We start from the raw sequence: 23,246 nt of genomic DNA on the forward strand, positions 1-23,246 counted from the left end.
AAACAGTGCAAAACCACACCATGTTAGGACTAGCTAAAGTCATTGTCAATAGCTTCTCCTTTGCGTTAAAGTGTTAGGATTAACTAATGCTCTCTGAAAGACTACTTCTTGCAATGAAGGCCGAAGGCATTAGCCAAGCAGAGCTTGCGCGTGCCTGTGGTGTTCGGCCGCCCAGCGTCCATGGATGGCTTAGTGGAAAGTCAAAATTTCTTCGTGGCGAAAACCTGCTCTCAGCAGCACGGGCGCTGAAGGTTTCGCAAGAGTGGCTGGCTACTGGCAAGGGGCCAATGAAGGGCCAGCCCGCGCACATACAGGCCGATTCGAACGCGCAACTCCGACCTCACGATCATCTGCCGCACGATGATTTCGCGCTAATTGCGCAACTAGATATTTCCGCAGCCTGCGGGGATGGGCGGCTTAATGAGCATGCCGACGTGCAGGGCAATTTCGTTTTCAGGCGCTCAACTTTGAGAGCCCTCGGCGTCACCGAGGTAACGGCACGAATAATCAGTGCTGTCGGGTGCAGCATGTGGCCGACTTTGCATGACGGTTGCTCAGTCTTAATCAACACGGCTGATGTAACGCCTAAAGACGGAAAAGTCTTTGCCATGTGCATACCCGAAGGGGGGCTTGTTCTAAAGCGGTTGATTTGGGATTACCACGCCGCAATAGGCGCACAGACTTGGATTATGCGCAGCGACAATCCTGACAAGGCTGCACATCCAGACAAAATTCTTCCGCCTGACGATCGAACAATGCTCGTTGGCCGCGCGCTCTGGAACGACAACTTTCTCTAACCGCACTAAGGCAGCGGGCTCCGCGTTATCTTCTCCTTGCAACTCGCCCGTTAGTCCTCTTCCCTGTTCGACGATAGCGCCACGCGCTTCTCCTCGCTATTGACTTTTAAGTTAGCCTCTCCTAATATCTTCATATGTATCGTTCGCATGTGCTTAGCCAGCACCTCAACCGCAATTGATCAACAGCCTGCGGCGGTAGGAATATCGCGCACACCCATCAGGATTAGGTCACCGATATTGATATGCGTGGCGGACATCGCATGGGCCATGCAGGCCCAGTTGATCAAACACGGCGCCCTTAAATGTCTACGATGGCACAAAACCTAGGTCTACTAAGTGGAATACATATGATTGAGGCAGCTTTAGCACTATTGCCGTTCCCCAAAGCCGCTACGCTTCTCGGCTTTCCGTTCAAAGACGATCCACCGAAACCGTTTCATTCGGACAAATCGCTCGTGCTCTGCACATCTGGCGCTGACAGGTCGACCGAATTTGGCTACACATGGCCGAGTGTTGGCGAAACGGCAGAAGCTTCCATCTGGGAGCCGAACCTTCGCTTTGGCGGTCTTCGTGGTTGGCTCTACGGTCATGGCGAGTATGCCCTTGGCGGATGTATCGAGCCGACAGCGAAGTGGCTCGTTGTCGAGGCGGATACGAGCGACATCATCGAATTCCACGGTATCTGCAAGTTTCCGCGCGGTAAGGTGCTTTTTATTGGCCCGCGCAAGAAGGCTGCTGAATATCTCATTACGCATGAGCCCCGCGCTCGCGAGCTTCCCGTGATTGGTGAGCATCGCACCGTCGGCAATGGCAAGTCCGCTATCGTTGGCGCGCTTGGCACAGCATCCGCTGGAGATAACGGAACCGCTGTCGCGGGAAATCGTGGCGTTGCGTTAGTTGGAGCTCGCGGAGTAGCAACCACCGGCTTTCTCGGCACGTCCGTGGCGGGTCGCTGCGGAACAGCTGTCGCTGGCGATGGTGGAGTCGCTGCTGTAGACGATCATGGAACTGCGATCACCGGCTTTCAAGGCAAAGCAAGCGCTGGCAAGCTTGGTCAAATCAGCATTTGGTATTGGGATTTCATGGAAAGGCGTTACCTCATGAAGGTCGGATACATTGGAGAGGACGGCTTAGACCCATACACCATCTACACACTGAGCGATGATAATCGTTTCATCAAGGTTTAACCTTCGTGAACAACAGAGACGAAACGATGACTCTTCTAACCCGCGCCTTCATTTTGGAAAAATACGGTGTTCGCCTCACGATGAATCAGTTGGCAACGCTACTCGCGATGTCGGAGGGCACTATCCGCAACCAAGTCAGCGCTGAAACCTTCCCGATCGCAACTTACACGGAGGGCTCTAAGCGGTTTGCATCGTACGAGGCTGTTGCGGACTATTTGGATTCCATGTCAAAGAAGGCGCGTGCGCGAGCTGCGGCATGATATGACGCCTGGCGAATCTGAACCAATCCATGGCGCGATGCAGACGATCGCTCGCCGCATTCGAACGAGGCGTACCGCTTCCACCTCCCTATCTACCTTATCGGCGCCTATAAAAGATTTCAGTCGCTTTGCCGCACTAAAGGTGGCAAGCCGAGTCGGACATAAGATTGCTCGTAAGCTGCGATAAACCTAGGATCTCCGGTCCGTACACGCGCGAGCCAATACCCCAGTTCCTTTTGACAACCCTCGCTTTCAATTCTAGAGAAGCACGGGGAAGTCGCTGACATTTGCGTCGCTGCCCAGTAAGCCGCGAAGATGGTCTCCTGGTCCGGATACACAAGTCGTAGGTTAGTCTTATCGCCTTCATTCAGCCATCTTTGAATGGAGGAAGACAGAGTCTGCTCCGTTTCGTTTGGTGCATAATTGAAAACGCGAACGGCGCCGTGCCGTGTTTCACGGAAGTCACTGAGAGCAATGGACACGACAAACATGACTGCCCGATGCCTCGCTAATCTATCATTCAGCGATATACCTACTGCCGTTGCAACGCTAACCGACAATATCGCGAGCATGATGGCCGTTCGTATAAAGGGTCCAGCGAATATTCGTTGGGACATTTGATAAAGCGAGTTGAACATCAGCAAACTTTCCGCCCTCTCCGGCTGCAGGAAAATATCGATTACAGAGCATGAAGGCGAAGGCGTCCTGCCCACGCTTCAGGGACATTGCAGCCAACTTGCCACTTATAATGTGGTTGCAGTCCGCTCCTCCGGTGCAAACCTTAGCCAGGCGGTACCAATCAGTTGCTGGATTCCGTCAAGCCGATTGAGCATCGAATCTGCTCTGTCAGTTGCCTCAAAAGTGCCGTGCGTCGGCCTCGGCGCGTGACGAATTCCTCATCGTCTCGCCCTTTTCTCGGCGTTTTTGCGCAACCCAAGATGAGCCATCCTCGCCACTGTCGCTTCGCACCGCATTCGATCGCTAAGGTTTGATAGTCCGCAGCGATGCGGTACCTGAACGACGGATAGCGCCAGCTCGCATAAACGTGGGAATCGTTCGATACAATCAAAACGTTACGCGCGTTAATCTCATGAGCAATCTCCTGAATCAGGCGAACAGCCAGTTGCTTCGGTCGCCATCCATGCCATTTGTGAGTCAACGACCGGAATAGTTCTTGCCCGTTCCTCCCCTGTGCCGGACCTTGCACACTTCCTATCATCAACCTTGGACGAAAAATTCGTCCTCCTAAGCTGGCTATTGAAAACGAGCATGAAACGACGGAATAGCCTTCTGCGTCTTTGATGGATAGCGTCCAATCTCCCTCCCTCTTAAATTGCTCTAGCACTTCAATTACGACCTGCCAGCTTTCTTCACCTACTGAGAAGGTTGCGACAACCGCGACGCCTGACTTAGCAATTTCGCCTGCTATCGAAGGAAGCAGTTTGCATGCGAAACGTTGATGCTCCAAACTCACTCGGAGAATGTCGTCTGGCTGGAGCGCATTGTGCAGGAACGGACGGTGAATACGCTCAAAGCATTGCGGCGCTCGGCTCACTAGCCCTGGAGTTTTTGACGATAAGCAAGCGTCTAACCAACAAATAGTCGTCTTGTAGCAAATTAGAGTTCGGGTAACAAATCGGAATCTACGCCAGCGCGCGTACATGGTCTTGCCCGGATACACATGCAAGGCGCACTCCGCAACAAACCGCGAACGAGTTCGATTTATCGATGCTAGCTTCGGGATCCATTTCTGTTTATATTCTTTCAATTTCTTTGTTTAAAACGTGCACTCGGGTGAGACTTGGCGACACCCCTGAATTAATGTCGACCGTTCGCATGAGCCTCGCTTCGAAAGACGGTAAAGAAGATTAAGCCCAAAATCCCTTTAGTAATCGCGGCGACAATTCCCTCACGTGAAGGTGCGGGCGTCAATTTAGGCTTGCTGTTTCTTCAAAGTCAGTAGGAGGTCAATTCCACGCCAGCATCGCGACGCTGGGAGCGAGCGTGTTCATGTGTCTTGTCACGGCGAAGGGCCTTCCCCGTGCGGTTGCTCGGGTTCATCAACCAACTTTGTTGCTCGAATGACTTAGAGCGATGGTGCTTGCGTTTTTTCTTACCCTCTTTGGAGCCTCGCTTCAACCGGCTCTTTGCCGGTAAGTGTTCCGCATACGATCGTCCATTTGAGACGTTGGAAACTACAGCTGCATCTGCCGCGCTGTAGGATAAGCAAGCAGCGCCGATGCAAGACACCAAGACCATCACTTCGCCGACTTTTTTCATAGCCTTCAATTTCGACCCCTTCATTCATGTGTTCGCGAGAAAAGAGAGAGTAGCGTTGGCTCGTTAGCGATGGAATCAGACGGGTACCAAAGTTCGAGGCCAAAGTCTGAACGAATTATGTTGAATCGAGAGATCGTTTCAGATGCCTGCCAGCGCTTGGCGCATTCGACAGAGGGATAACGTTGTCTAGGATATCGAAGCGCGTTGAAATCGACGTGAACGGTTTAGTCGGCTATGGGAAATGATGTGAACGGTGCTTGAAAGACCTTCTACTTAAACCGGCGCACCAGCCGCGTCCATTTGGGCGCCGGCGCGCTGATTGCTCCGCCGAAGCTTCTCAATGTCCGCGTGACGGTCGTGGAGCGCCCCATGACCATCGCCGCTATCATCCTGCGCGCTCAATTGGAGTATTTCGATATTCAAGTGCGGGAGACAATGAGAGTTGCGTCGATCGGCTTTCGTACGCCTGGCTGATTGTTGCCGAAATCCGGGTCAATCTAGTAGTGCTGAGCGCCCCAGACTGGCACAGCACGTCGTGTGGTGTGGCGATTGCACGAACAGAAGCCAAAACAGCTCCTTTACCGAGTCGTCGGATTCGGAATAGTCATTTAATCTCAATCTTTATCGAGATGTCCTGTGCATTGCCACGGCAGAAACATCGGAATCACCGGCATTTTGTCGGCCCACTTTGGGCTTTAGACAGCCTCAGGACATGCTCGACCGCGTCGCAGCAGCGCATCCCGCAACGTGACGTCCTCGATGACTGATAACGGCGAACCAATACGTGGTACTTCCTAACGCCCTACGCTTTTTGGAGAGATAGATGGTCGACGACGAAGTTCCCTTCACCAAGGTGCAGCTCTTCGAGGCACTTCAGACACTTCAAACCGCTTTGGACGAGGTTTCGGATAACGTCGAAGTGCTGGCCCTAGCTGGGCGCAAGCATCTGATAAACGCCGAGTCCCGCCATGCTGTGTTCAGCATCGAAGCAACAATTAACAGAGCTCGGATGACTGCGGTTCACAGCCTGTGGCCCTGACACAGGCTTGAGCCGAGGCTAGTCGGCATCGATTGGAGCTGCCTTTTCCCTGTCGAGCAGTGGACCCCGCATGAGAGAACGCAATAGTAATTTGACGAACTTCCGTCCATGATGTAAGTAGGAGCTTAAAGAGGTAGCGCGGCAGGACCTGTGGTGTCTCTTTTTTTGTCATTGACGACTTGTGGCCGACAGGGAAAAAGAGATGTTCGATGAAATAATACCGTTCACGAAACTTCAGATGCTCGACGCAATCCAGGCGCTTCAGGCCGGACTGTCAGAGATCTCGCAGCAAGCCGACGCCATGCTCGAAGTGGCCAACTCCCGTGGACTCGATCTTGAGGCACATGTCTTCGTCGTTGAGACGATTCGCGCGGTGGCTGAGGCAAATCATGCCGCGAAAATAAGCCTGGGCCTGTGATTGGGCGTGAAGCTATGATTCGGCTTTTGTTTTGATTACAACGCTTTTATACAAAATGGCGGAATTATGAAAGACGACGATGTCGCCTGGACGAAGGTTCAGATGTTTAAGGCGATCCGGTCATACCAAGTTGGACTTGCTGATATTTCGGCACGTGCGGACGATTTTTCCGAGCAACTGAAAGAGGCGGGACTCACTCCGGAAATACGCATGTTTCTTGATCAGATCGCAGGTTTAGTCGTCAGCACCACAGTTGAGGTGGCTGAAGTGCTCGACCGATAAGTGCCCTCCGTGATGTATCGCGCTGAGATTGAAACGAAATCGTCCGCGGCCGTCGCTTTCAGTCGCAGCCGACCGTCGCGAGCAGCTAGGAACACTTAGGCTATCGCAGCCGCGATGACGACGCCACTCGAAGGTTGAACGACGCTGTAAGGTTCGCCATCGGCTGACCGGCTCGTCGGTTAGGCAATACGCTTACAAGACGAATTTATTTGTAAGCGAATCTTTAAGAAAAGCACACCCATGCCGATATCATGGTGTGACTTCACATTCCGGCCCTCCCTTCGACGCGCGTGTCATTAACATGAATGATGGCGAGCTAGCACACCTTCAGGTCGCCGTGGCCATTGTCCTGCGCTCGCCAAATCAAGTTTTGCCGCCCGCGTACTGGCGGCGTCGCATCGTAGACTTGCTTGCCCGAGGTTCGCTTATACAAAGCGAAGTCGCCGTGCTAAACGAGTTACTTCTCCGCCTCACCGAATCTGAGGACAGATGAGGCGTCTATGCAAGTTACCGGTGGGTTGCCAACTCGCCATCCAACTCCGCGTCCGCCAGCGCGAGCTCAATGTTGTCTCGGTTAGTATCGATTCAGCCGGCGAGCCCAAAGAAACGCAGCACGTTCGGCAGCTGACTTAGCCGGGAATAACGCAGGGACAGAGTATTGCACTGCCGCCTCGCGACGGTGTGATGTCGGCCAATGGCGGAATAGCCGCAGAATAGCTCTCCATCCGTCCCGATATTCTTCTACCAAGCATTCCACGATGTAACCGCCGATCTTGTGCATGGCGACCTCCGTCCGAGATTCTTCATACAAGCAACTCGCGGGCCTAATTAACTGAACCATTGCAAGGGCAACGCGAGCCTCCTTCCCAAAAAATCTCTCTGCATGCTGCATTGGCTCGAACTGGAGCAATTTGGTGCTTTTCCATACGGCCAGCTAAGTTGCGGTGGCTTTCAGACGTGAGAACGGGACTTCGATAGTATTCGCACTTGCCGTGCTCTCTGGGCACACCCGCTTCGCACAATCGACGTGAGGCCGAGGATTGCATGCGAACAGTCAGGTCATTAGAACCGGTATCCGATGTTCAGGCTTGCAGTTACCGGATTTAGTGGCAAGACAGCATTGCCGTACAATTCTCTTGCTGGATACACGCGCTTATGGCCGTCGACGACATAAGTGTCTTCTTCCATGTGATGGCGGTAGCTTATCCGCGACTGAAGTGGACTGGCAGAAAGTGAGAACACTCCAAACAAGTGTTGATTGAAGTGGAAAGACACGCCAGCAGTCACCAATGGCGCCGCCAATGGAGTTCTCATGTTCATCTGAACAACGTGGGGCTGCCAGTCAGAAACGTCATTACTCAGGTGGACACCATTTTCGAACTGGAGCGCGACCCCGCCGCCTAGGAAAGGGCGAATCGTCGTATTCGGAATATCAAAGAAATACTTGGCTTGAACGGTTCCACGAATAAGCGATCCATGCGCCAAGTCGCGATTTGCAAATTCCTCAAGCTTTCCGTAAATCGCATAGTCATATGGTGAGCCGACCTCAGCCTCAACCGAAATGTTGTTCGTGAGGAAATGGCCGATGGTGAGATTCGCGGCACTTGCATCCTTGATGCTGATTCCCGTTCCGGGGGAATCATGGAGAATTCCGCTCTCACTGATTAAGATCGGACCGCTCCTGGCGTGGAAAATCGCCGTCTCGCCTCCTACCAAGACATATGTCGGATCAGCCAGTTTCGACAGCGCATTTGTGGAAATAAGTAAGAGTATGGCGCTCAGAAAAAATCTCATGTTTATTTTCGTTAGTGCAGGATGACGGATTCGCAATATAGGGTGTTTGGCGCGATCCCGATTGATAACGCATAAGTCGATTAATGGTGTAAGCACTACCGGACAGAACGATTATGGTAGACGACGCAAGATGAAGCGCACTGTCCGAAGCCTTACCGCAAATTTACCCGGATGTTATATGCCAGCCTCCTCTCGCGATCGTGCTTACAAATCTTGGATGAGTTGATGGAACGTGAATCGATCCTACTGTCTGCCTAGCCTGCGAGACGAATTCGAGAAGGTACTCGCTGACCTCGTTTTCTCCGCCAGTGAACTTTAAGTCTTTACAGGCGAAGATGTCTTTCAGCGACGCGCCGTTTGCAAGGTGCAGGATATGGAAGGCTGAATCTTCATAACCAACATTGACTGCTCGCGGGAATACACCAACGAACACCCTGCTCTTCACTACCACAGCGATTGCGTGTCTGCCCCACTCGATGTTGCAAAGCATCATTTCCTCTCGGTTCGGTACTTTTAACGCGTAGCGAGCGCGCGAGTGACCTCAGCATCGCTGTGTACGTTTCAATGTATACACTCGTCAAACTGCGGCGCGTGGAGGGCTCAATCCTCGCGTTCGTGCCGCCTAGCCAAGCCGCAACACAATTAAACACCAAAAATGAGGCATCGGCAAAGTTTACTTGCCTAGACATGTTTTTTTGCTGATGCATTGTTCGCACGGCGATACAACGTGCGACACTTTTGCCAACGAAATTCGTTTTCGTTCTAATAATTCACGATAAGTAAACGATTTATAAGATATATCAAACTTTTTTAGTTTATTCGGCTTTTATATGCGTAAAGCACTGCCATTTCTGGGTAGCGTTCAGCGCCGCATCCGCGCGTAAGAGGGCTCTCCTTCAGGGCACACTTCGCGCGTCCTCACGCGAGACGGTCGTTTGAAATCAGCGCTTCAGTCGTCGTCAAATACCGCCCGGCTTGCTCCGCAGCGGATGACGAGTCGAAGCTGCGTGCTGGCACTCCGCCTCTCGTGGCTAAGCGACGCGCGAGAAGCACACGTACCTCAGAAGTTCCGTAATGTAGAGCGCGGCAGGTCAGCAGATTGATAACGAGTGCCTGGGTTTAGTTGTAAGCGCGCGTCGAGGCACTCGCGGGCGGGAACGGCAATCATCGTTGTTCCGGACTATGAAACTGTGCAATATCGAGGGAATGACTCGATAGCGCCGGTTGGTGACACGAGCCGACGCGTACGCCGCTTTCGACCGTTTCGTGTCGATCCATTCGGCGAAATATCCGAGGGCAACCGAGACGCTGAAAAAGGATCGCGAGAGAGCCTGTTGGCGTTCTTCAACGCGATTGAGTCGACGTTCGCGACGGTACATCATCGAACGACGCGTACGCGTAACTGCGTGTCGCGGCCTACCTTCCTCGGTCTGGCATACAAGCTGATGGAGGAGGCGGAGAAAACTTGGCGCCGCATCAACGGACCGGAAAAGATCAAGCTGTTGCTCGAAGGCGTCACCTTCAAGGACGGCGAACCGGTGCAAGGCGATCGACCGGTTCAGCAGAAACTCGCCGCTTGAAATCGACCGTGACGATGCTGCTCATACACCACTCTTGACGTTAGCTCGTTCGAGCCGCGAGTCAGATGAACCGCCAGTATCTCAAAAGAGATTGATATACGATCCCTACTATCTATGTGGCCGCATGCGAAGAAGCGTTTAGCGTTGGCTTTTCTGAGTCAGTACATGCGCGGGCGGTAGCCGCAGAGAACGCTTAGTGTGAAAGGCATAGGACTTGTTAAGCGACGGGTGACCGTCCGACTCTTCGTCTATGTGCTCATGCCAGCGATTAACGCTGAGCATTCAAAACATTATGTGATGGCCGGCGTTAAGCCATACCGTCGCATTGGCCGCGGTCCCGGTCGCCGGCTTGCGAGCTTGACGAAGCGCCATCTAAATCAGGGAAAGGCTTGCATACACGTCTAATAAAAAGATTTCGCTTGCCCTTCTTTGCATCGCATCCGCTCCGTTATCTTTGAGCGCTGCGGACGTATTTCGCATGACACGCGGGGCCCAGTACCTGATGCCGATCAGCACACGTGATCGTCAAGCTTGAACATTGCGACAATGCGCGCCAGCGCGGCGGCCTGATCCTGCATCGCGCCGGCCGCTGCAGCCGCTTCCTCGACCTGCGCTGCATTGCGCTGTGTATTTTGATCGATTTGTACCACCGCCTGATTAACCTGACCGATACCGACACTCTGCTCAGAACTCGCATTCGCGATCTCGCTGATTATCTGGGTCACGCGTTCAACTGAAGTTACGATTTCTGTCATTGATGCTTTAGCGATCGCAACTTGACGGCTGCCCTCATCGACATTTTCGGCGGACCCATCGATCAAATGCTTGATTTCCTTCGCGGCGCTAGCGCTGCGTTGTGCCAGCGAGCGTACCTCCGACGCGACGACTGCGAAGCCGCGCCCTTGCTCGCCTGCGCGGGCAGCCTCGACGGCCGCATTTAGCGCGAGGATATTGGTCTGGAATGCAATGCCGTCGATAACCGCAATGATCTCCGTGATCCGCCGTGAAGACTCGCTGATCGCAGCCATTGAGTTCACTACATCAGTGACGACTTCACCGCCGCGTTGCGCGCACCCCACGGCGGCGACGACCAGATCGTTAGCCGCACGCGCATTCATGGCATTCTGTTGCACAGTTGTTGTGAGTTCTTCCATTGCCGCCGCAGTTTCTTGCAGGCTAGACGCTTGGGCTTCAGTGCGGGCGGAAAGGTCCAAATTTCCGGAGGCGATTTCACCCGAGACTGTAGTGATCGTCTGCGTGCTGGTGCGTACCTCTCCGATGATGCCGTTCAACGATTCCACGAAACGGTTGAAAGACTGAGCAAGCACCCCTACTTCGTCTGAGCTTTCCACTTTCATGCGCCGAGTGAGATCACCTTGGCCGTTCGCAATTTCACGCAGCATCAACGCTGCGCGACCGAGCGGACCGACAATCGTCTGACACACGAACATGATGATTAGCAATCCAATGCCGCCGCCAACCAGAGAAGCGACGATGGCAGCAATTGTCGATGTTTGTGTAATCTTGCCCAATACGTCTGCTTCAGGCACCTCAGCAAGCACGTACAGGTTGAGCTCAGGCATGTATGAGGCAGCCACGAACTCCCGCCCATTTGCTCCGGCCACGCTTGTTATTGCGAATTTCTGCCCGGAAAGCAGCGCTTTCACAGTTTCCCCGCCAAAACCAAGTTGGTCTTTCAGGAAGTGATGACCATCTGCGAGCGTCGTGTCGCGATGAATAACGTAAGCGCCGTCCGGGCGCACAAGATAAACAAAACCGTGTTCTCCGATGCGGTAGTTGCGAATCGCATCCGCGAGTTGGCTGATGGACAGTCCGAGTGACGCAACGCCGACTTTTCCGCCTGCGTCGAAGCGAGAGTTGATAAAGAGGTTGTATTGCGACGAAGCCTTGTCTTTGTCGAGATCCAACTCATACGGCTTGCCACTCGAAAGAAATTTATATAGCCATTGGTCGCCGGCGTCGCTTCGCGAAACTGTCCGGGACAGGCCAGTCTCGTTCAGATATTTGCCCGTTTTAGCAGACACCCACGAAATCGTCGACGCATTTGCTTGTTTCTTCAACGCCTCCGCATAAGCCTTCCACTCTCCAATGCCATCATCGGGCAAGCCTTTGGCTTCCCAGTTCAGCAGGAAGGTATTCGAGGCCATCCCATCCGCGAGCGCAAGCGGCGCGCCAATCTGCCGCAACACGTCATTACGAATTTCGCCCAGCGCGGCTGGCAACTCGACGGCCACCGCCCGCTGCTTGATGCTGTTGCCTGTTAGGGCGACACTCAACCCCGTCGAGACCAACACAAAACAAAGGATGGCGAAGCCCATTGCTACGAGAAGCTTTTGGCGGACCGTGAGACGATTGAGAAGCTTCATTTTATTTCGCTGCAAAGAAGGAAAGGGGATTTCAGACCGTTTGGGGATCATCCGATTGCTCAACATGCCTGCATCGAACGAAGCATCCACCGCTTTATGGGTAACGGTTCTCTCGCTAACAAAGTTGAGCGTTGAGCACCATCGTCGTCCATATAGTTGTCATATCGCACAGGACAACTTCGGCTCGTTCGTAACGAGGTCGCCGCTATATTGCGTCGATTCGTCGTGCGATAGACGGACCCAACGATTGCGCCCTGCATGTTTGGCGCGATACATTGCTGCGTCAGCGAGGTCCAGCACGCGCACTCCTTCGACAACTTGCGTATGCTCGAATAGCATGAGACCCGCGCTCACCGTTACAACACCGTATGCACTATCGGCATGCGTGATCGAAAGATTTCGAACTCTCTGCACCACTGTTTCCGCGAGTTGTTCCGCCGCGAGCACGCTGTCGACCGAACACAACACCGCGAATTCCTCGCCGCCAATCCGCGCAGCCGTCGAGCCGACCGGCAACGGCTCGCTGATGGCAAGCGCGACCGCCCTCAAGACCGCATCGCCGAATGCGTGTCCGTAGCGATCGTTGAAGCATTTGAACCAGTCGACGTCAATGAACAGAATCGCGATCTTGTTGTCAGCTACGCCCTTAGCACGTGGGACATTTATCAATGCTGCTTCGAAACAGCGACGATTAGCAAGCTCAGTTAGAGGATCTCGCAGCGCCAGCGTTGCAAGTTCGTCATTCGCAGCGCGAAGCCTTTCTGCAAGGTCCTGCTGCGTACGGCAGATCGTTTGCACCCGAGTCAAATATTGACGGCGGTCAGAAAGTACAGACGCCATCAGATATGAAGCAAGCACGCATGCCAGAGCAAATCCCTGAACTGCGAGAATGGCCTGCTCGGGACCTGTATATGTGCCCAGCGGACTAAGAAGCGGTTGTCCAACGGTGCAAGTCACCGCAAGCGCCGTGGCGATGCAGGTGCCCGTTACAGCCACATAACTGCCTGCGTAAAGAACGGCGAGTACCACAGAGGGCAATACCCAGTAGGCTGGTATCCAGTGCGATTGTTGAAATGCGGCGATGGTCACGACTAAAACGATTGCGTGCGCAAATGCGCCTTGTCGGCACATCCTCAGGACGTTCTCTGATGACCTTCGGCGCCTTCTTGCAACGAACAATTGACGCTGCGCACGTCGGAAAACATAGCCGAGCGGCATGAAAAGCAATAGACCGAGCGCATCGCTGACGAACCAACTGCGGCTGACAGACAGCGGAGGCCACCCTAGTGCGAGATGCGAGGCCACCCCGACCGTGACCGCCGACACTGTTACCGGAAAAAGCACCGCGCAGGTCAAAAACCAAAACAAACTGCGCGGATTCTTGACTGCTGATACGGAGGCATGAGAAACGGTGAACGAAATCCAAAGGACCACGAGTTCAATAACATTTCCGAATGTGAAAAGCGGCACCGCCGTGCGATCAGTCAGGAACGCCGCATTGGCGATGAAGCCGCCGATGGCGACAGCGCTGACAAGGTCGCTCCAGTGGGTATTACGGCCGTTATAAAACAGGCCGACAATCAGACCATTTGCAGGCCATATACTGCTGACGCCCCATGTCGTCCGGGTCAGGGCTATGCCTAAACATGCAAGCGCGCCATACGTCGACACTACTATCAAGAAATTTGTAAGGCGCTTCATTTGCAAAATGCTATGGGTCAAGCGTGAGACACCGCGCTTTCTGCTCTATGCACGGAACGGCGCGACAGCACGAAAGGTATAACGGCACATCCGCCATCTTCTATAGGTTCCGCAGCAGGAAAGGCGTGTTGCCGCCTTCCGCCAAGAGCTATAGATGTGTTAATTTCGGCGCTGGCTTTGATAGAGTTGCAAGAGAGTCAGGCGCACACCCGAGCGTAGTGGGCTCGGCCCCGAAGTAGCGGCCCGGCGTCGTGCCGAACGTCCGCCGGAATAACGCGATAAATGCGCTCGCATTGTCGTACCCGAGCTGCAGGGCAATACTGGTAACTGGCTCTCCTGCCGCTAGCAACTCGAGTGCGCGCACAAGCCTAGCTCGCTGTCGCCACGCGGTGAACGTCATGCCAGTCTCTGAAACGAAGCGGCGACTTACCGTACGTGGTGCTGCATGCGCCCAGATGGACCAGTCTTCGAGCGATCGCGTGTCAGCGGGCGAATCGGCAAGTGCGGTCGCGATGCGTAATAGCCGAGCGTCGCTAGGCATCGGCAAGCTAAAAGCATCGGCGGGGCTGCCGGCGATCTCGTCGAGGATCACGGCGGCGATGTGCCGCTGTCGGTTGTCTAAAGGCGCGTACTCCCACTCGGCCGCACGCACGATCGCCTCTTTCAGCAAGCCCGTCATCTCGATAACGCGCGGCTCTTTGGGCAGTGCAGCGCACGCGTGCGCAGACACGTATGCCGCCCAACCCGAGAACGGACCGTGCGAACGTGCGGCGTGGACGGTTGATGGCGGGATCCACGCGGCCCGTGTCGTCGGAAGTACCCAAGCGCCGCTATGAGTCCGAACGCTCAGCAGGCCTTGAAAGAGGCCCAGCAATTGACCCGTAGGGTGCTGATGGGCCCCTGACTCGCGCGGAGCGCTCTGCTTCCCCGCTAGCGCGATCAACGGTGGATCCACACCCGTCAACGTATGGACGAGGTCGAATTTGCTCTGCAGATGATTGAGTGAAGGCATGGCGGCTTCGCGCTATCGGTTGGCACCTATAGTCTACCGCTGCCAACGCTTATCGGATTATGCTTCGAGCATCCTCTTGCCGGAGCCGAACCATGTCATCTGCCGCGCTCGACGCGAGCGACCTCGCCCGCTTGTATGATCAACCATCCGAATTCATCACAAAGGGCGTATTGCCGCGCCTGCTACCTTTCCACCTTGCCTACTTGCGTGTTGCGAGTTTTTTTTGTTTCGCTACAGGCAATGCTGCAGGTCTAGATGCGTCACCTCGCGGAGGCGAACCCGGATTCGTGCACGCGCTCGACGAAAAGCACGTCGCCTTTGCGGACTGGCCGGGAAATAACCGCATAGCGTCGTTGCGAAATTTGACCGAAGACGACCGCGTTGGCATGTTGTTCTTGTTTCCCGGTCTCGAGGTATTCATGCGCATTAATGGACGCGCCACAATCACAGGTGACCCAGCAGTTCTAGGACGCTTTGCCGAGGGCACAAAAACACCCAAGACGGTAATTGTCGTGACGATTGACGGGGTACTGTTTCACTGCGGCAAAGCAATTAATCGAGCAAAGCTCTGGAGCGACGCATCGCGACTTGATCGTTCGAGCGTTCCGTCGCCTGGAGAAATGAAAGCGGCAATGGCTGAAAAGGATGCGAACATCGTACGCACGATCGACGATGCGTACTACCAGTCAGTCCGCAAGAACTTGTATTGAGCGCCAAGGCTTGGGCAGGGACATTGGACTATAGAAATGGTGCCTGCAGTATCCGAACGTCTTAACGCGGCGCATTAGTATAAATAGACGGCATGAAAATGACCTTAGAGCAGATTAAAAGAGTTTATCGGGACGCCATTGATCCAAATGCGGACGGCGAAAGCGCCGCCTGGTGGGCATCGGTCGCGTTGGATGTCTTGGCGGTAGTAGACGCACCGACGGTCAGGAGTGCTGCCGGCCACATCGCTTGGTGGCATTCCGATTGGGAGTGGTCGCAGGTCAACGACTCTGCGCTCAACGCAGCAAAGCGGCTGCGTCATGCAGCTCGGCGTTGTCTGACCGAACGCGCAGAGCAAAATGCCTTTCCCGAAAGCGACATTAAAGGCCAAGTTAGCGCGAGCGTTTATCACCGCGCAGGGAATAATTGAGCGCAATGCATGACGCTTGCAAGCTGGTTCTGATGTAGGCCTAACGGCGCTCGTGCTGCCGGCTCGATGCGCCAACTCGGGCACCACGGAGGAAGCCACGACTCGCGGCGTATGCTGCTAAGGAGACTCTGCAGAACTCCTTCTTGTGGTTACAATAAGGAATACTATTAGTAAACAAGCGACTTGGAGGCATCACGATGACGCAGCTTCATCTCGGCTTGGACCTGTCAACCAAGCGCACGCGTAAGCGGGAGTTTCTGGACGAGATGAAACGAGTGGTGCCATGGTCGAGGCTGATTGCATTGATCGAGCCGCATTATCCGAAGGGGAAGACCGGTCGGCCGCCATTTCCGGTAGCGACGATGTTGCAAATTCACTTCCTCCAGCAATGGTTTGGTCTGTCGGATCCAGCGATGGAAGAAGCCGTCTATGATGTCCCGCTGTATCGCGAATTCGCAGGCTTCGATGGAGGGATGACCCGTGTTCCAGACGAAACGACTATCTTGCGGTTTCGGCACCTGCTCGAAGCGCATGGCATCGCTGCGCAGATTCTTGCGGTCGTCAATGAGATATTGAATGAAAAGGGACTGATGCTTAAAGCCGGTTCGGCTGTCGATGCTACGTTGATCGCAGCGCCCAGTTCGACCAAGAACGGGTCGGGCACACGTGACCCGGAGATGCAGTCGACCCAGAAAGGCAGGAATTGGTACTTCGGCATGAAGGCGCATATAGGCGTGGACGCAGAATCAGGCCTCGTTCACACGGTCATCGGCACGGCGGCTAACGAGCACGACATCAACGCGGCCCTTGCGCTATTGCACGGTGAAGAAACGGATGTTTACGCTGACGCTGGATACCAAGGCATCGAAAAACGTAAGCAAACGGGCTCGGCTCGATGGCATATTGCGATGCGGCCCAGCAAGCGAAGGAAATTGAACTTGAAGAATCCTCTCGATGCGATATACGACAAGATAGAACGACTGAAGGCCGGGATTCGTGCAAAGGTCGAACATCCGTTCCGAATCATCAAGCGACAGTTTGGTTATTTGAAGACGCGATACCGGGGGCTGGCGAAGAACACCGCACAGATCACCACATTATTTGCGTTGGGCAATTTATGGATGGTGCGCAAGGCGCTGCGCAAAGCGTAAAAGACACCGCAGGTTGAACTCGCCCCGCACCCTCGTTGAGGGCACAATTGGGCCCATCGCCTCTGTCATTGATGGACCGAGCTGGATAAAAAAACTGCTCCAACGTCTACATGGTGCACAGGCATTTTAAACCGTGTTCTGCAGACCGTCCCTAATTGCGCGTCACTGCCGAGGCGACTCGCTGTGCACCGTTGCCCTCGCAACTCGGATGGCTGCACCGACCGTTTCGTGACGTCGGTCAATCGATTTCAAAAACATCTTCACGTTAGACTCGAGGATGTCTCGTCTCTGGTCATTGGTCACTTTGTGCGGACCTCGAATGCATGATCCATTCACAACTCCCGATGACGCAGCGATCGGCCTGAAGTTCGAGTCGCGGCTTTAGCCGTTGATCATGGTGGTGCTTTTGTCCACGCCCCGCGGAGACTCGGAGACTCGAGGGTGGCTCCAAGTGAAGCCAGCTCAGCCGCGAAATAGCGGCCCGGCGTGATACCGAAGGTTCGCCGGAATACTGCGATAAACACGCTCACATTGTCATATCCGACCTGATACGCAACACTGGCGACAGGCTCACTTGCCGCCGCACAGTGATCGTGAGCCCAGTCTCTGAAGTGAAGCGGCGGCGACTCACTGCCCGTGGCGCTGCACGAGGCCAGCGTACGTGACGCTGCATGCGCCCAACGTTCAACCCCTCCTCACTCGTAGTCCGAAAAACGCCTTGCTGCAAATTTCTACAGCAAATACGTGAGACCAGTCCTGAGAGTCATCACCGCTCGCATTCCACGCCGTGACGTTTGCGATAGACCTGCAGCTTCCCCGCCGACCCCGTCAAAGACCATACGCCGCTGTTTGGACGCACTGCCGCCCGATCAGCCTGCGTGCGCCGCACGGTCACCGACATTCGTAGGCGATCTGCGAAGCGCAGCGAAGGACATGCCGCACATTAGTGCTGCGAGGAATTGAGGATGATGTCCAGAACGCGCGCACCTTCAAGGGCACGAGTCGGTCGATCTGCCGAATTCATCTTTTCGCCTGTTCGCCTGCAAGTACCGATGGCAGACAGGATCGCAAGGACAGTCGCGTTAAGCTTGCTCGCGAAATTGCGTCAAACAGAGTCCTTTGAGACGAGCGTCTACCGCGCGGCCTCTTGACATCCGTAGTCAGGACTGACGCGAATAACAAAACGCTCGACCCTGACTACATCGACTGCTACCAGCGGCGGCGAGGAACCGTACAGCAAATCACAAGCAATTAGCGGCCGGACTGACACAGACCTGCCTCTATCCGCCAATTCGCCTCGCCATCCAACCTAAAGTACATCGCCCTCGCACTCGACCGAATCGACCTACTATCACGCGAGACACCGTAAAAGTTTGCGATTTGGTGCAAGTTTGGGTATCATCGCAAACAAATGGAATCTACTCAGTATCGCACTCCCGGCCAGCTCATTGAGGCGTTGCTTACCGAACGCGGATGGAACAATCGCGTATTAGCCGCTGTGCTTGAAGTAGAGGAAACCGGCGTAAGTAAGTTGATTTCTAGTAAGAAGGCTGTCACACCTGAGGTCGCCATCTCACTGGAAGAAGTATTCGGCCTACCTGCAGAGCGGTTTCTTGAGCTTCAGCGCAATCTTGATTTGGCCAAGGCGCGAATTGTCACAATTCCGAATCCAGTGCGTGCCGAACGCGCTCAGGTGTTCGCTGAGTTGCCTGTAGCCGAGTTAATCAAACGGCAGTGGATCAATGCAGACGACATACGCGACTTGGAAGCTGTGGATCAGGCGCTTTACACATTCTTTGACGGCCAAAATCCAAGTCAGATCGCGCGGACGCCTCACGCTGCTAGGAGAACGTCCGCAGGCGAGCAGGCGTCAGCAGCGCAACTAGCCTGGCTGTATCGTGTCCGGCATATAGCCAAGGAGCTGCTGGTGCCTAGGTATCGCGAGGCCTCCGCGCGTGCCATGCTGCCCAAGCTTCGGGCTTTGCTGAGCGCTCCAGAAGAGGCGCGACACGTGCCTCGTTTTCTTAACGAATGTGGCATTCGATTTGTCGTGGTAGAGGCGCTTAAGTCGTCGAAGATCGATGGAATTTGTCTTTGGCTCGACGAGCAGTCACCTGTGATCGGTATGACAATGCGGTTCGATCGCATGGATAACTTCTGGTTTGTGCTTCGGCACGAGCTCGAACACGTCTTGTTGGGCCACGGCAAGACGGAACCGTCGCTTGATGTCGATCTGAATGGAAATGTCATTGACGAAGAAGAGAAGTTAGCCAATACGGCTGCTTCAGAGTTCTGCGCGCCCAAGGCACGCATCGATAGTTTCATCAAGCGGAAAGCACCTATTTTCCCTGAGCGCGACTTTCTAGGTCTTGCAAAGGTACTCGGCGTACACCCGGCCCTCGTCGCGGGACAGATTCAATTCAAAACGGGCAGGTATGACCTCTTTCGTCCCCATCTCGCAAAGATCCGCGATCGCGTTTTGCCCAGTGCGGTTGTAGATGGATGGGGTGACGTTGCACCGGTGGGCTTGAGTTGAGGAATGGCATGACGAAGAATGAGCGGTTGCTAGCGTTGATACATCGGTACAAGCAAGAGACCGGGGAAAAGGCCGTTGATATGGAGCAAATCGCCGACTGGGCGATTCGCCAAGGAGCCACACTTCCGAAGCCAAAGACCGCGCGCGAGCTATTCTCCGCTCAGCTGGCCGACGCAGCACGCGCCGAGTATCGTGTCGATCCCAAGACAGGGTTGTCTTATCGCGCAAACCACGCGCTGCGCAAGAGGGATAACGATGGCCGACAAATGGTACTGTGGGTTGACATGGAGGATGCAACTCGCTCGCAAATGCTTTGGTCTCTCACCGACCGCCGGCAACAAATGGTCGGGGACGCGGTGCACCTGAAAATTGATGAAATGATCTGGAACAGCAAACATCCCGAAGAAGAACCTATTCAACAGGAGATGGATTTAACGTATGACGTAGAAGAGCGCCTAAACTCGCCAGGCTACGGCGCCGGAGACGCTGCGTGAGTTGCAACGGTCCTCCTGGGCCGAGCCCACGTTCCAGCATTAGTTCGGCGAAAGCTCGGAGCGCTCAAGCATCTTCATTTTCACAGGAGTTGTGTTTTTCTCGGTCTCCGCCTAATTGAGCGGAGCGAGGCGGTCCGAATTTATGGTGCTATTGCACCGACTTCAGGGATCGTTCTGGCGAAACGAGTTCCGCACTCCCTAGTCAGCATTGACAAGCCGGCGAAATAATTGATTAGTACAAGAGAAAACTGATGAATGCGATTGTTTGCCTTGAGCCGCCGCGATAGTTCAAGATCTTGCTTCGCAGCATTGGTAGCTATCTCTCTGAAAGCAAGCTCTTTCATCGGCAAGCAAGCGGCACTGAGAGAAAACGGAGCGTCAAGATAGGCTCGCATCAACTCTTTGAATTCCCCCCAGTTCGGAAGATCGAAGCTTGGCAAATCATCCATACCTTTTGCCGCCTTGAGCGAGACCGTGAGCCTCTGACGCAGTTCGTAGCCTTCCTTGCCACCCCAAATGTAATAACGCAGCATTTTCTCGTACTGCGCTGAGTTCCCATTGGCATCGAAAACATAATGAAGAGCACATGCCATCTCGCTAAGGAACACCAGAGCTTGGCTTAGCATCATGCCAAAAATGGCACGGTGGACAGGTTTCGATGGATCAATTTCGCCCCCCGCCCGCTTGAACTTCGCAAGCAGACTCCGAAAGCCTGCTGCTGGATTATTCTCAAGGGGAGCGTCGGAAGTTAGATAATTGACCAGCTCCTCCAACCGCGGATTCGACTTGCGCGCTTCGAAGACTTTTTCCCAAGCCTCCATACTCTCAAGGTAGGAGGACTCAGCGAAATAGTTTTTCGATGCAGATGCCGCGAATTGGTCGAAGAGAGGTTCGGAGAAAAGGCGGACGCCCAGTGTTCCCGCCGCAAGACGATGACCTTCCGGCGCCGCTTTATTCAGGATAACGAACGCATCGTCTGCCTCGACGAACTGCTTCAATCCCGCTGCCCATAGTGCTCTGCTAATACCGCTTACTTTCGCCAGCGTCTTGCAATCAAAGATGATGCGTTGCGATCGATTAGCGTCACTAGCCTTTATGCCAAGAACGTCCACATCTGTGATATCCGAAACTACGTCGGAGACATCAGCGTCATAGCGCACAACGGCTTCAAGATAAGGAACAACGCCCATCGCTACGCAATATCGGATCGCTTTTTGTTTTTGTCCGCTGTCTTTCATTATCGCAAGTCCAACAACAGCTGTTCTACTTCGGCCTTCGCCGCCTCATCCAGCTCAGGGCGTCTGATAGCGCGGAATTGCGCTGCACCAACAATTGAATGCATATAGGCCTCATCCTTCTGCAGTGCGATCCGAGCGTCATCCGAGTAGCCTGCTTCGAATGCCGCACTGCCCGAAAAGAGGGCAATAGCTCCGTCGACCGCCTGAATATTTTCGGGAGTGTCGATCAGAGATAGCCTGTAACGGTTGCCTGACACCTTGTCGAGTCGACCGACTGAAAGGGATACCAGATTTTGATATTGAAAAGCCGCCTCCGTAGTTGCTCCAATTTGCTTCTCGTCCCGCAACTTCCTCAAAAGTGCAGTCGGATACTTGATAGGATAAACGTTCGGTAGGAGTTGCCCCTTCCGCACGGCAGCTGCCAGAGCCATGGAACGTTCAAAGATCATGCGGTTAGCGCCATCTAGTCTCACCTTGCCGGGCTTCGGTGTGAAAATAAAGTGCTCCAGCGCTCCCGTTGTGCCATTCTTGATAGTGGGCGGCTTAAGGATGCCGTCAGCAATGAGACTCTGAAGCAAAGCCAGTTCAGTCGGATCAAGCTTCGTCCCGTGCACTTCCCCAGTTTTCAGAATGACAGAAAGCGGCCACCCTTGTGTTGCTTTGATGAGGCCAAGGATTTTCTCTATCTTCTTCGCACCACCGGCCGCTGCGAGATTTGCCAGTGCATCTAGGTTATCGGCAAAGTACGTGGGGCTCACGAGGATGTCGTGCCCGCGGGCGCGTTTTGGTACTACAAGTCCGCCAGCCTGAGTAATCGATTCGACACGCGAGAATGCTCGCGTGTCCGCGCCGAGTCGCGTGAACAGTGCATCACGCTTTTCGGCCTTTTGGGAGAGCTCATTCAGGATGGCGACCGAGAGTTGCTCGTGCTCCGTTAGTGCAATCGTCCCCACATAGTCGCCAAGGCCTTTATACACAGTTGTGAAGTGCGGTACCATCGGAATGACTTTCTTGATGGTTTTCCCTTCGGTCACTAGATTGACGTGCCGAACCTCCTCCATTACGGAGAGGACTTGCGGCAAGACCATTGCCGGAATGTCGAAATAGTAGTCAGCGACCGGCTTCATCACTACATAGTCGATTTCGCCCAGTCCCCGGATATGCAGCGCCAATGACGCAGCCATTCCAATAATTGGCAGCTGCTCATATTCCGGTACGCTTAGCCTCGCCAGGCCAGTTTGGATGTCATGGGCAAACTCCGCAGTCGTTTGATTCTTTGTATTCATGCGTCCCCTTTGTTATTGTCGGCATGGATAGTGTGAATAATAAGACAAATTTCGCACTAGTTGAATTATCTGACATCGCGTCCGACACGCGGATTCCAACTGCTCGCGGCGGCTGAACAACTTAACCAATGTCCGTACTGCGCGCATGGTGGTGATGGCGGTTCGCATTAGTAATCGAGCGGTCGCATCGAATACACGATCGGTCAGCTCGCGACCACGAGCGTCCGCATCGCAACATGACCAGTTTTCCATACGCTGACGACCACTTATTTCGTGCTTTGTCACCTCACGTAGCGATTCGTGGGGACAACCGGTCATTTTTCGATTCAACAGTGAAACCGTCACCGCCTACAGCGTCTGCGACATTTTAATGGCATGCTGAGGGATCGCAGGTGCGAATCGAGACAGCCAATCGCCGAAAATTAACGGCTACGCAGGAAGAACGCTTGCGAGAATGAAGTTCTATCGGGGACAGTTAGCGAAGCTGAATGTCGTTAAACGTATGGAGCCATAGAACCAACAAAAGCGCGAGCTCAATTTTGCGCTTTTGGTCCTGGCGGGGAAACGTCTCGGAACGCCTTGATTTTCCCCTCGCCTTCAATGGCGCGGCGGAAGCGATGCTACAAATCTGCTACAGCACATGGTCAGTGCTCCGCGTGAGAGGCG

The 23,246-nt window shown here is 54.1% G+C and carries 21 protein-coding genes and 1 pseudogene; 12 read left to right on the forward strand and 10 right to left on the reverse strand.

The genetic code is table 11. From position 1 onward, the window contains the following. Window positions 1-86 precede the first annotated feature (86 nt). The 3 genes from P9292_RS21320 to P9292_RS21330 all read left to right on the forward strand — a co-directional run bounded on the left by P9292_RS21320 (window position 87) and on the right by P9292_RS21330 (window position 2,244). Entirely contained in the window at window positions 87-797 is a 711-nt protein-coding gene (locus tag P9292_RS21320) for a helix-turn-helix domain-containing protein (protein ID WP_309961116.1), read from the forward strand. Between the two features lie 347 nt (window positions 798-1,144). Next, on the forward strand, window positions 1,145-1,984 hold the full coding sequence (locus P9292_RS21325; protein ID WP_309961118.1) for a hypothetical protein: 840 nt from the start codon (window positions 1,145-1,147) through the stop codon (window positions 1,982-1,984). Between the two features lie 26 nt (window positions 1,985-2,010). Next, a complete protein-coding gene (locus tag P9292_RS21330; RefSeq protein WP_250464040.1) occupies window positions 2,011-2,244 on the forward strand; it encodes a hypothetical protein in 234 nt (77 codons plus the stop codon). 799 nt (window positions 2,245-3,043) lie between these two features. Here P9292_RS21330 and P9292_RS21335 read toward each other — a convergent pair. Both P9292_RS21335 and P9292_RS21340 read right to left on the reverse strand, forming a co-directional pair. Further along, window positions 3,044-3,907 (reverse strand): DUF535 family protein, encoded by an 864-nt coding sequence (locus tag P9292_RS21335; RefSeq protein ID WP_309964114.1) that lies wholly within the window; start codon window positions 3,905-3,907, stop codon window positions 3,044-3,046. Window positions 3,908-4,200: 293 nt separating this feature from the next. Continuing rightward, window positions 4,201-4,548 (reverse strand): hypothetical protein, encoded by a 348-nt coding sequence (locus P9292_RS21340; RefSeq protein WP_309961120.1) that lies wholly within the window; start codon window positions 4,546-4,548, stop codon window positions 4,201-4,203. A gap of 799 nt (window positions 4,549-5,347) precedes the next feature. Between P9292_RS21340 and P9292_RS21345 the strand changes: the two genes are divergently transcribed. The 3 genes from P9292_RS21345 to P9292_RS21355 all read left to right on the forward strand — a co-directional run bounded on the left by P9292_RS21345 (window position 5,348) and on the right by P9292_RS21355 (window position 6,263). Further along, window positions 5,348-5,563 (forward strand): hypothetical protein, encoded by a 216-nt coding sequence (locus P9292_RS21345; RefSeq protein ID WP_309853176.1) that lies wholly within the window; start codon window positions 5,348-5,350, stop codon window positions 5,561-5,563. A 238-nt stretch (window positions 5,564-5,801) separates the two neighbouring features. Then, window positions 5,802-5,981, forward strand: a complete 180-nt coding sequence (locus P9292_RS21350; RefSeq protein WP_250464033.1) for a hypothetical protein — start codon at window positions 5,802-5,804, stop codon at window positions 5,979-5,981. 66 nt (window positions 5,982-6,047) lie between these two features. Continuing rightward, complete coding sequence (locus P9292_RS21355) at window positions 6,048-6,263, forward strand: hypothetical protein (RefSeq protein WP_250492048.1); 216 nt, start codon at window positions 6,048-6,050, stop codon at window positions 6,261-6,263. Between the two features lie 1,062 nt (window positions 6,264-7,325). Here the strand turns inward: P9292_RS21355 and P9292_RS21360 are convergent. Then, the gene (locus P9292_RS21360; RefSeq protein WP_309961122.1) at window positions 7,326-8,057 is read right to left on the reverse strand and encodes an OmpW family outer membrane protein; all 732 of its coding nucleotides are present in this window, start codon (window positions 8,055-8,057) and stop codon (window positions 7,326-7,328) included. Between the two features lie 163 nt (window positions 8,058-8,220). Beyond that, entirely contained in the window at window positions 8,221-8,550 is a 330-nt protein-coding gene (locus P9292_RS21365) for a hypothetical protein (protein ID WP_309961124.1), read from the reverse strand. Window positions 8,551-9,287: 737 nt separating this feature from the next. Here P9292_RS21365 and P9292_RS21370 point away from each other — a divergent pair. Next, window positions 9,288-9,637 (forward strand): annotated as a pseudogene (locus tag P9292_RS21370) (IS256 family transposase); the annotation flags it as partial. Window positions 9,638-10,146: 509 nt separating this feature from the next. Here P9292_RS21370 and P9292_RS21375 read toward each other — a convergent pair. The 3 genes from P9292_RS21375 to P9292_RS21385 form a co-directional block, all read right to left on the reverse strand. Continuing rightward, window positions 10,147-12,024 (reverse strand): methyl-accepting chemotaxis protein, encoded by a 1,878-nt coding sequence (locus P9292_RS21375; protein WP_309961126.1) that lies wholly within the window; start codon window positions 12,022-12,024, stop codon window positions 10,147-10,149. A 159-nt stretch (window positions 12,025-12,183) separates the two neighbouring features. Next, window positions 12,184-13,725, reverse strand: a complete 1,542-nt coding sequence (locus P9292_RS21380) for a diguanylate cyclase (protein ID WP_309961128.1) — start codon at window positions 13,723-13,725, stop codon at window positions 12,184-12,186. Window positions 13,726-13,873: 148 nt separating this feature from the next. Then, window positions 13,874-14,395, reverse strand: coding sequence for an AraC family transcriptional regulator (locus tag P9292_RS21385; RefSeq protein ID WP_309961130.1), 522 nt, complete (start codon window positions 14,393-14,395; stop codon window positions 13,874-13,876). Window positions 14,396-14,829: 434 nt separating this feature from the next. Between P9292_RS21385 and P9292_RS21390 the strand changes: the two genes are divergently transcribed. The 3 genes from P9292_RS21390 to P9292_RS21400 all read left to right on the forward strand — a co-directional run bounded on the left by P9292_RS21390 (window position 14,830) and on the right by P9292_RS21400 (window position 17,026). Then, the gene (locus P9292_RS21390) at window positions 14,830-15,447 is read left to right on the forward strand and encodes an MSMEG_1061 family FMN-dependent PPOX-type flavoprotein (RefSeq protein ID WP_309961132.1); all 618 of its coding nucleotides are present in this window, start codon (window positions 14,830-14,832) and stop codon (window positions 15,445-15,447) included. A gap of 92 nt (window positions 15,448-15,539) precedes the next feature. After that, the gene (locus tag P9292_RS21395) at window positions 15,540-15,875 is read left to right on the forward strand and encodes a hypothetical protein (RefSeq protein ID WP_309961135.1); all 336 of its coding nucleotides are present in this window, start codon (window positions 15,540-15,542) and stop codon (window positions 15,873-15,875) included. 197 nt (window positions 15,876-16,072) lie between these two features. Then, window positions 16,073-17,026 (forward strand): IS5 family transposase, encoded by a 954-nt coding sequence (locus P9292_RS21400; RefSeq protein ID WP_309961136.1) that lies wholly within the window; start codon window positions 16,073-16,075, stop codon window positions 17,024-17,026. A gap of 392 nt (window positions 17,027-17,418) precedes the next feature. On the opposite strand, the gene P9292_RS43230 is transcribed toward P9292_RS21400, so the two are convergent. Beyond that, a complete protein-coding gene (locus P9292_RS43230; protein ID WP_409015400.1) occupies window positions 17,419-17,682 on the reverse strand; it encodes a helix-turn-helix domain-containing protein in 264 nt (87 codons plus the stop codon). A 755-nt stretch (window positions 17,683-18,437) separates the two neighbouring features. On the opposite strand from P9292_RS43230, the gene P9292_RS21410 reads away from it, so the two are divergent. Next, the gene (locus tag P9292_RS21410) at window positions 18,438-19,562 is read left to right on the forward strand and encodes a HigA family addiction module antitoxin (RefSeq protein WP_309961139.1); all 1,125 of its coding nucleotides are present in this window, start codon (window positions 18,438-18,440) and stop codon (window positions 19,560-19,562) included. Window positions 19,563-19,570: 8 nt separating this feature from the next. Beyond that, window positions 19,571-20,056, forward strand: coding sequence for a hypothetical protein (locus P9292_RS21415; RefSeq protein WP_309961141.1), 486 nt, complete (start codon window positions 19,571-19,573; stop codon window positions 20,054-20,056). A gap of 140 nt (window positions 20,057-20,196) precedes the next feature. Here P9292_RS21415 and P9292_RS21420 read toward each other — a convergent pair whose 3' ends face one another. Next, window positions 20,197-21,294, reverse strand: coding sequence for a hypothetical protein (locus tag P9292_RS21420; protein ID WP_309961143.1), 1,098 nt, complete (start codon window positions 21,292-21,294; stop codon window positions 20,197-20,199). Further along, a complete protein-coding gene (locus tag P9292_RS21425) occupies window positions 21,294-22,580 on the reverse strand; it encodes a hypothetical protein (RefSeq protein WP_309961145.1) in 1,287 nt (428 codons plus the stop codon). The genes P9292_RS21420 and P9292_RS21425 overlap by 1 nt, the downstream gene beginning before the upstream one ends. Between the last annotated feature and the right edge of the window lie 666 nt (window positions 22,581-23,246).

The organism is Caballeronia sp. LZ001 (genome assembly GCF_031450875.1).
In the GTDB taxonomy this organism is placed as follows: domain Bacteria; phylum Pseudomonadota; class Gammaproteobacteria; order Burkholderiales; family Burkholderiaceae; genus Caballeronia.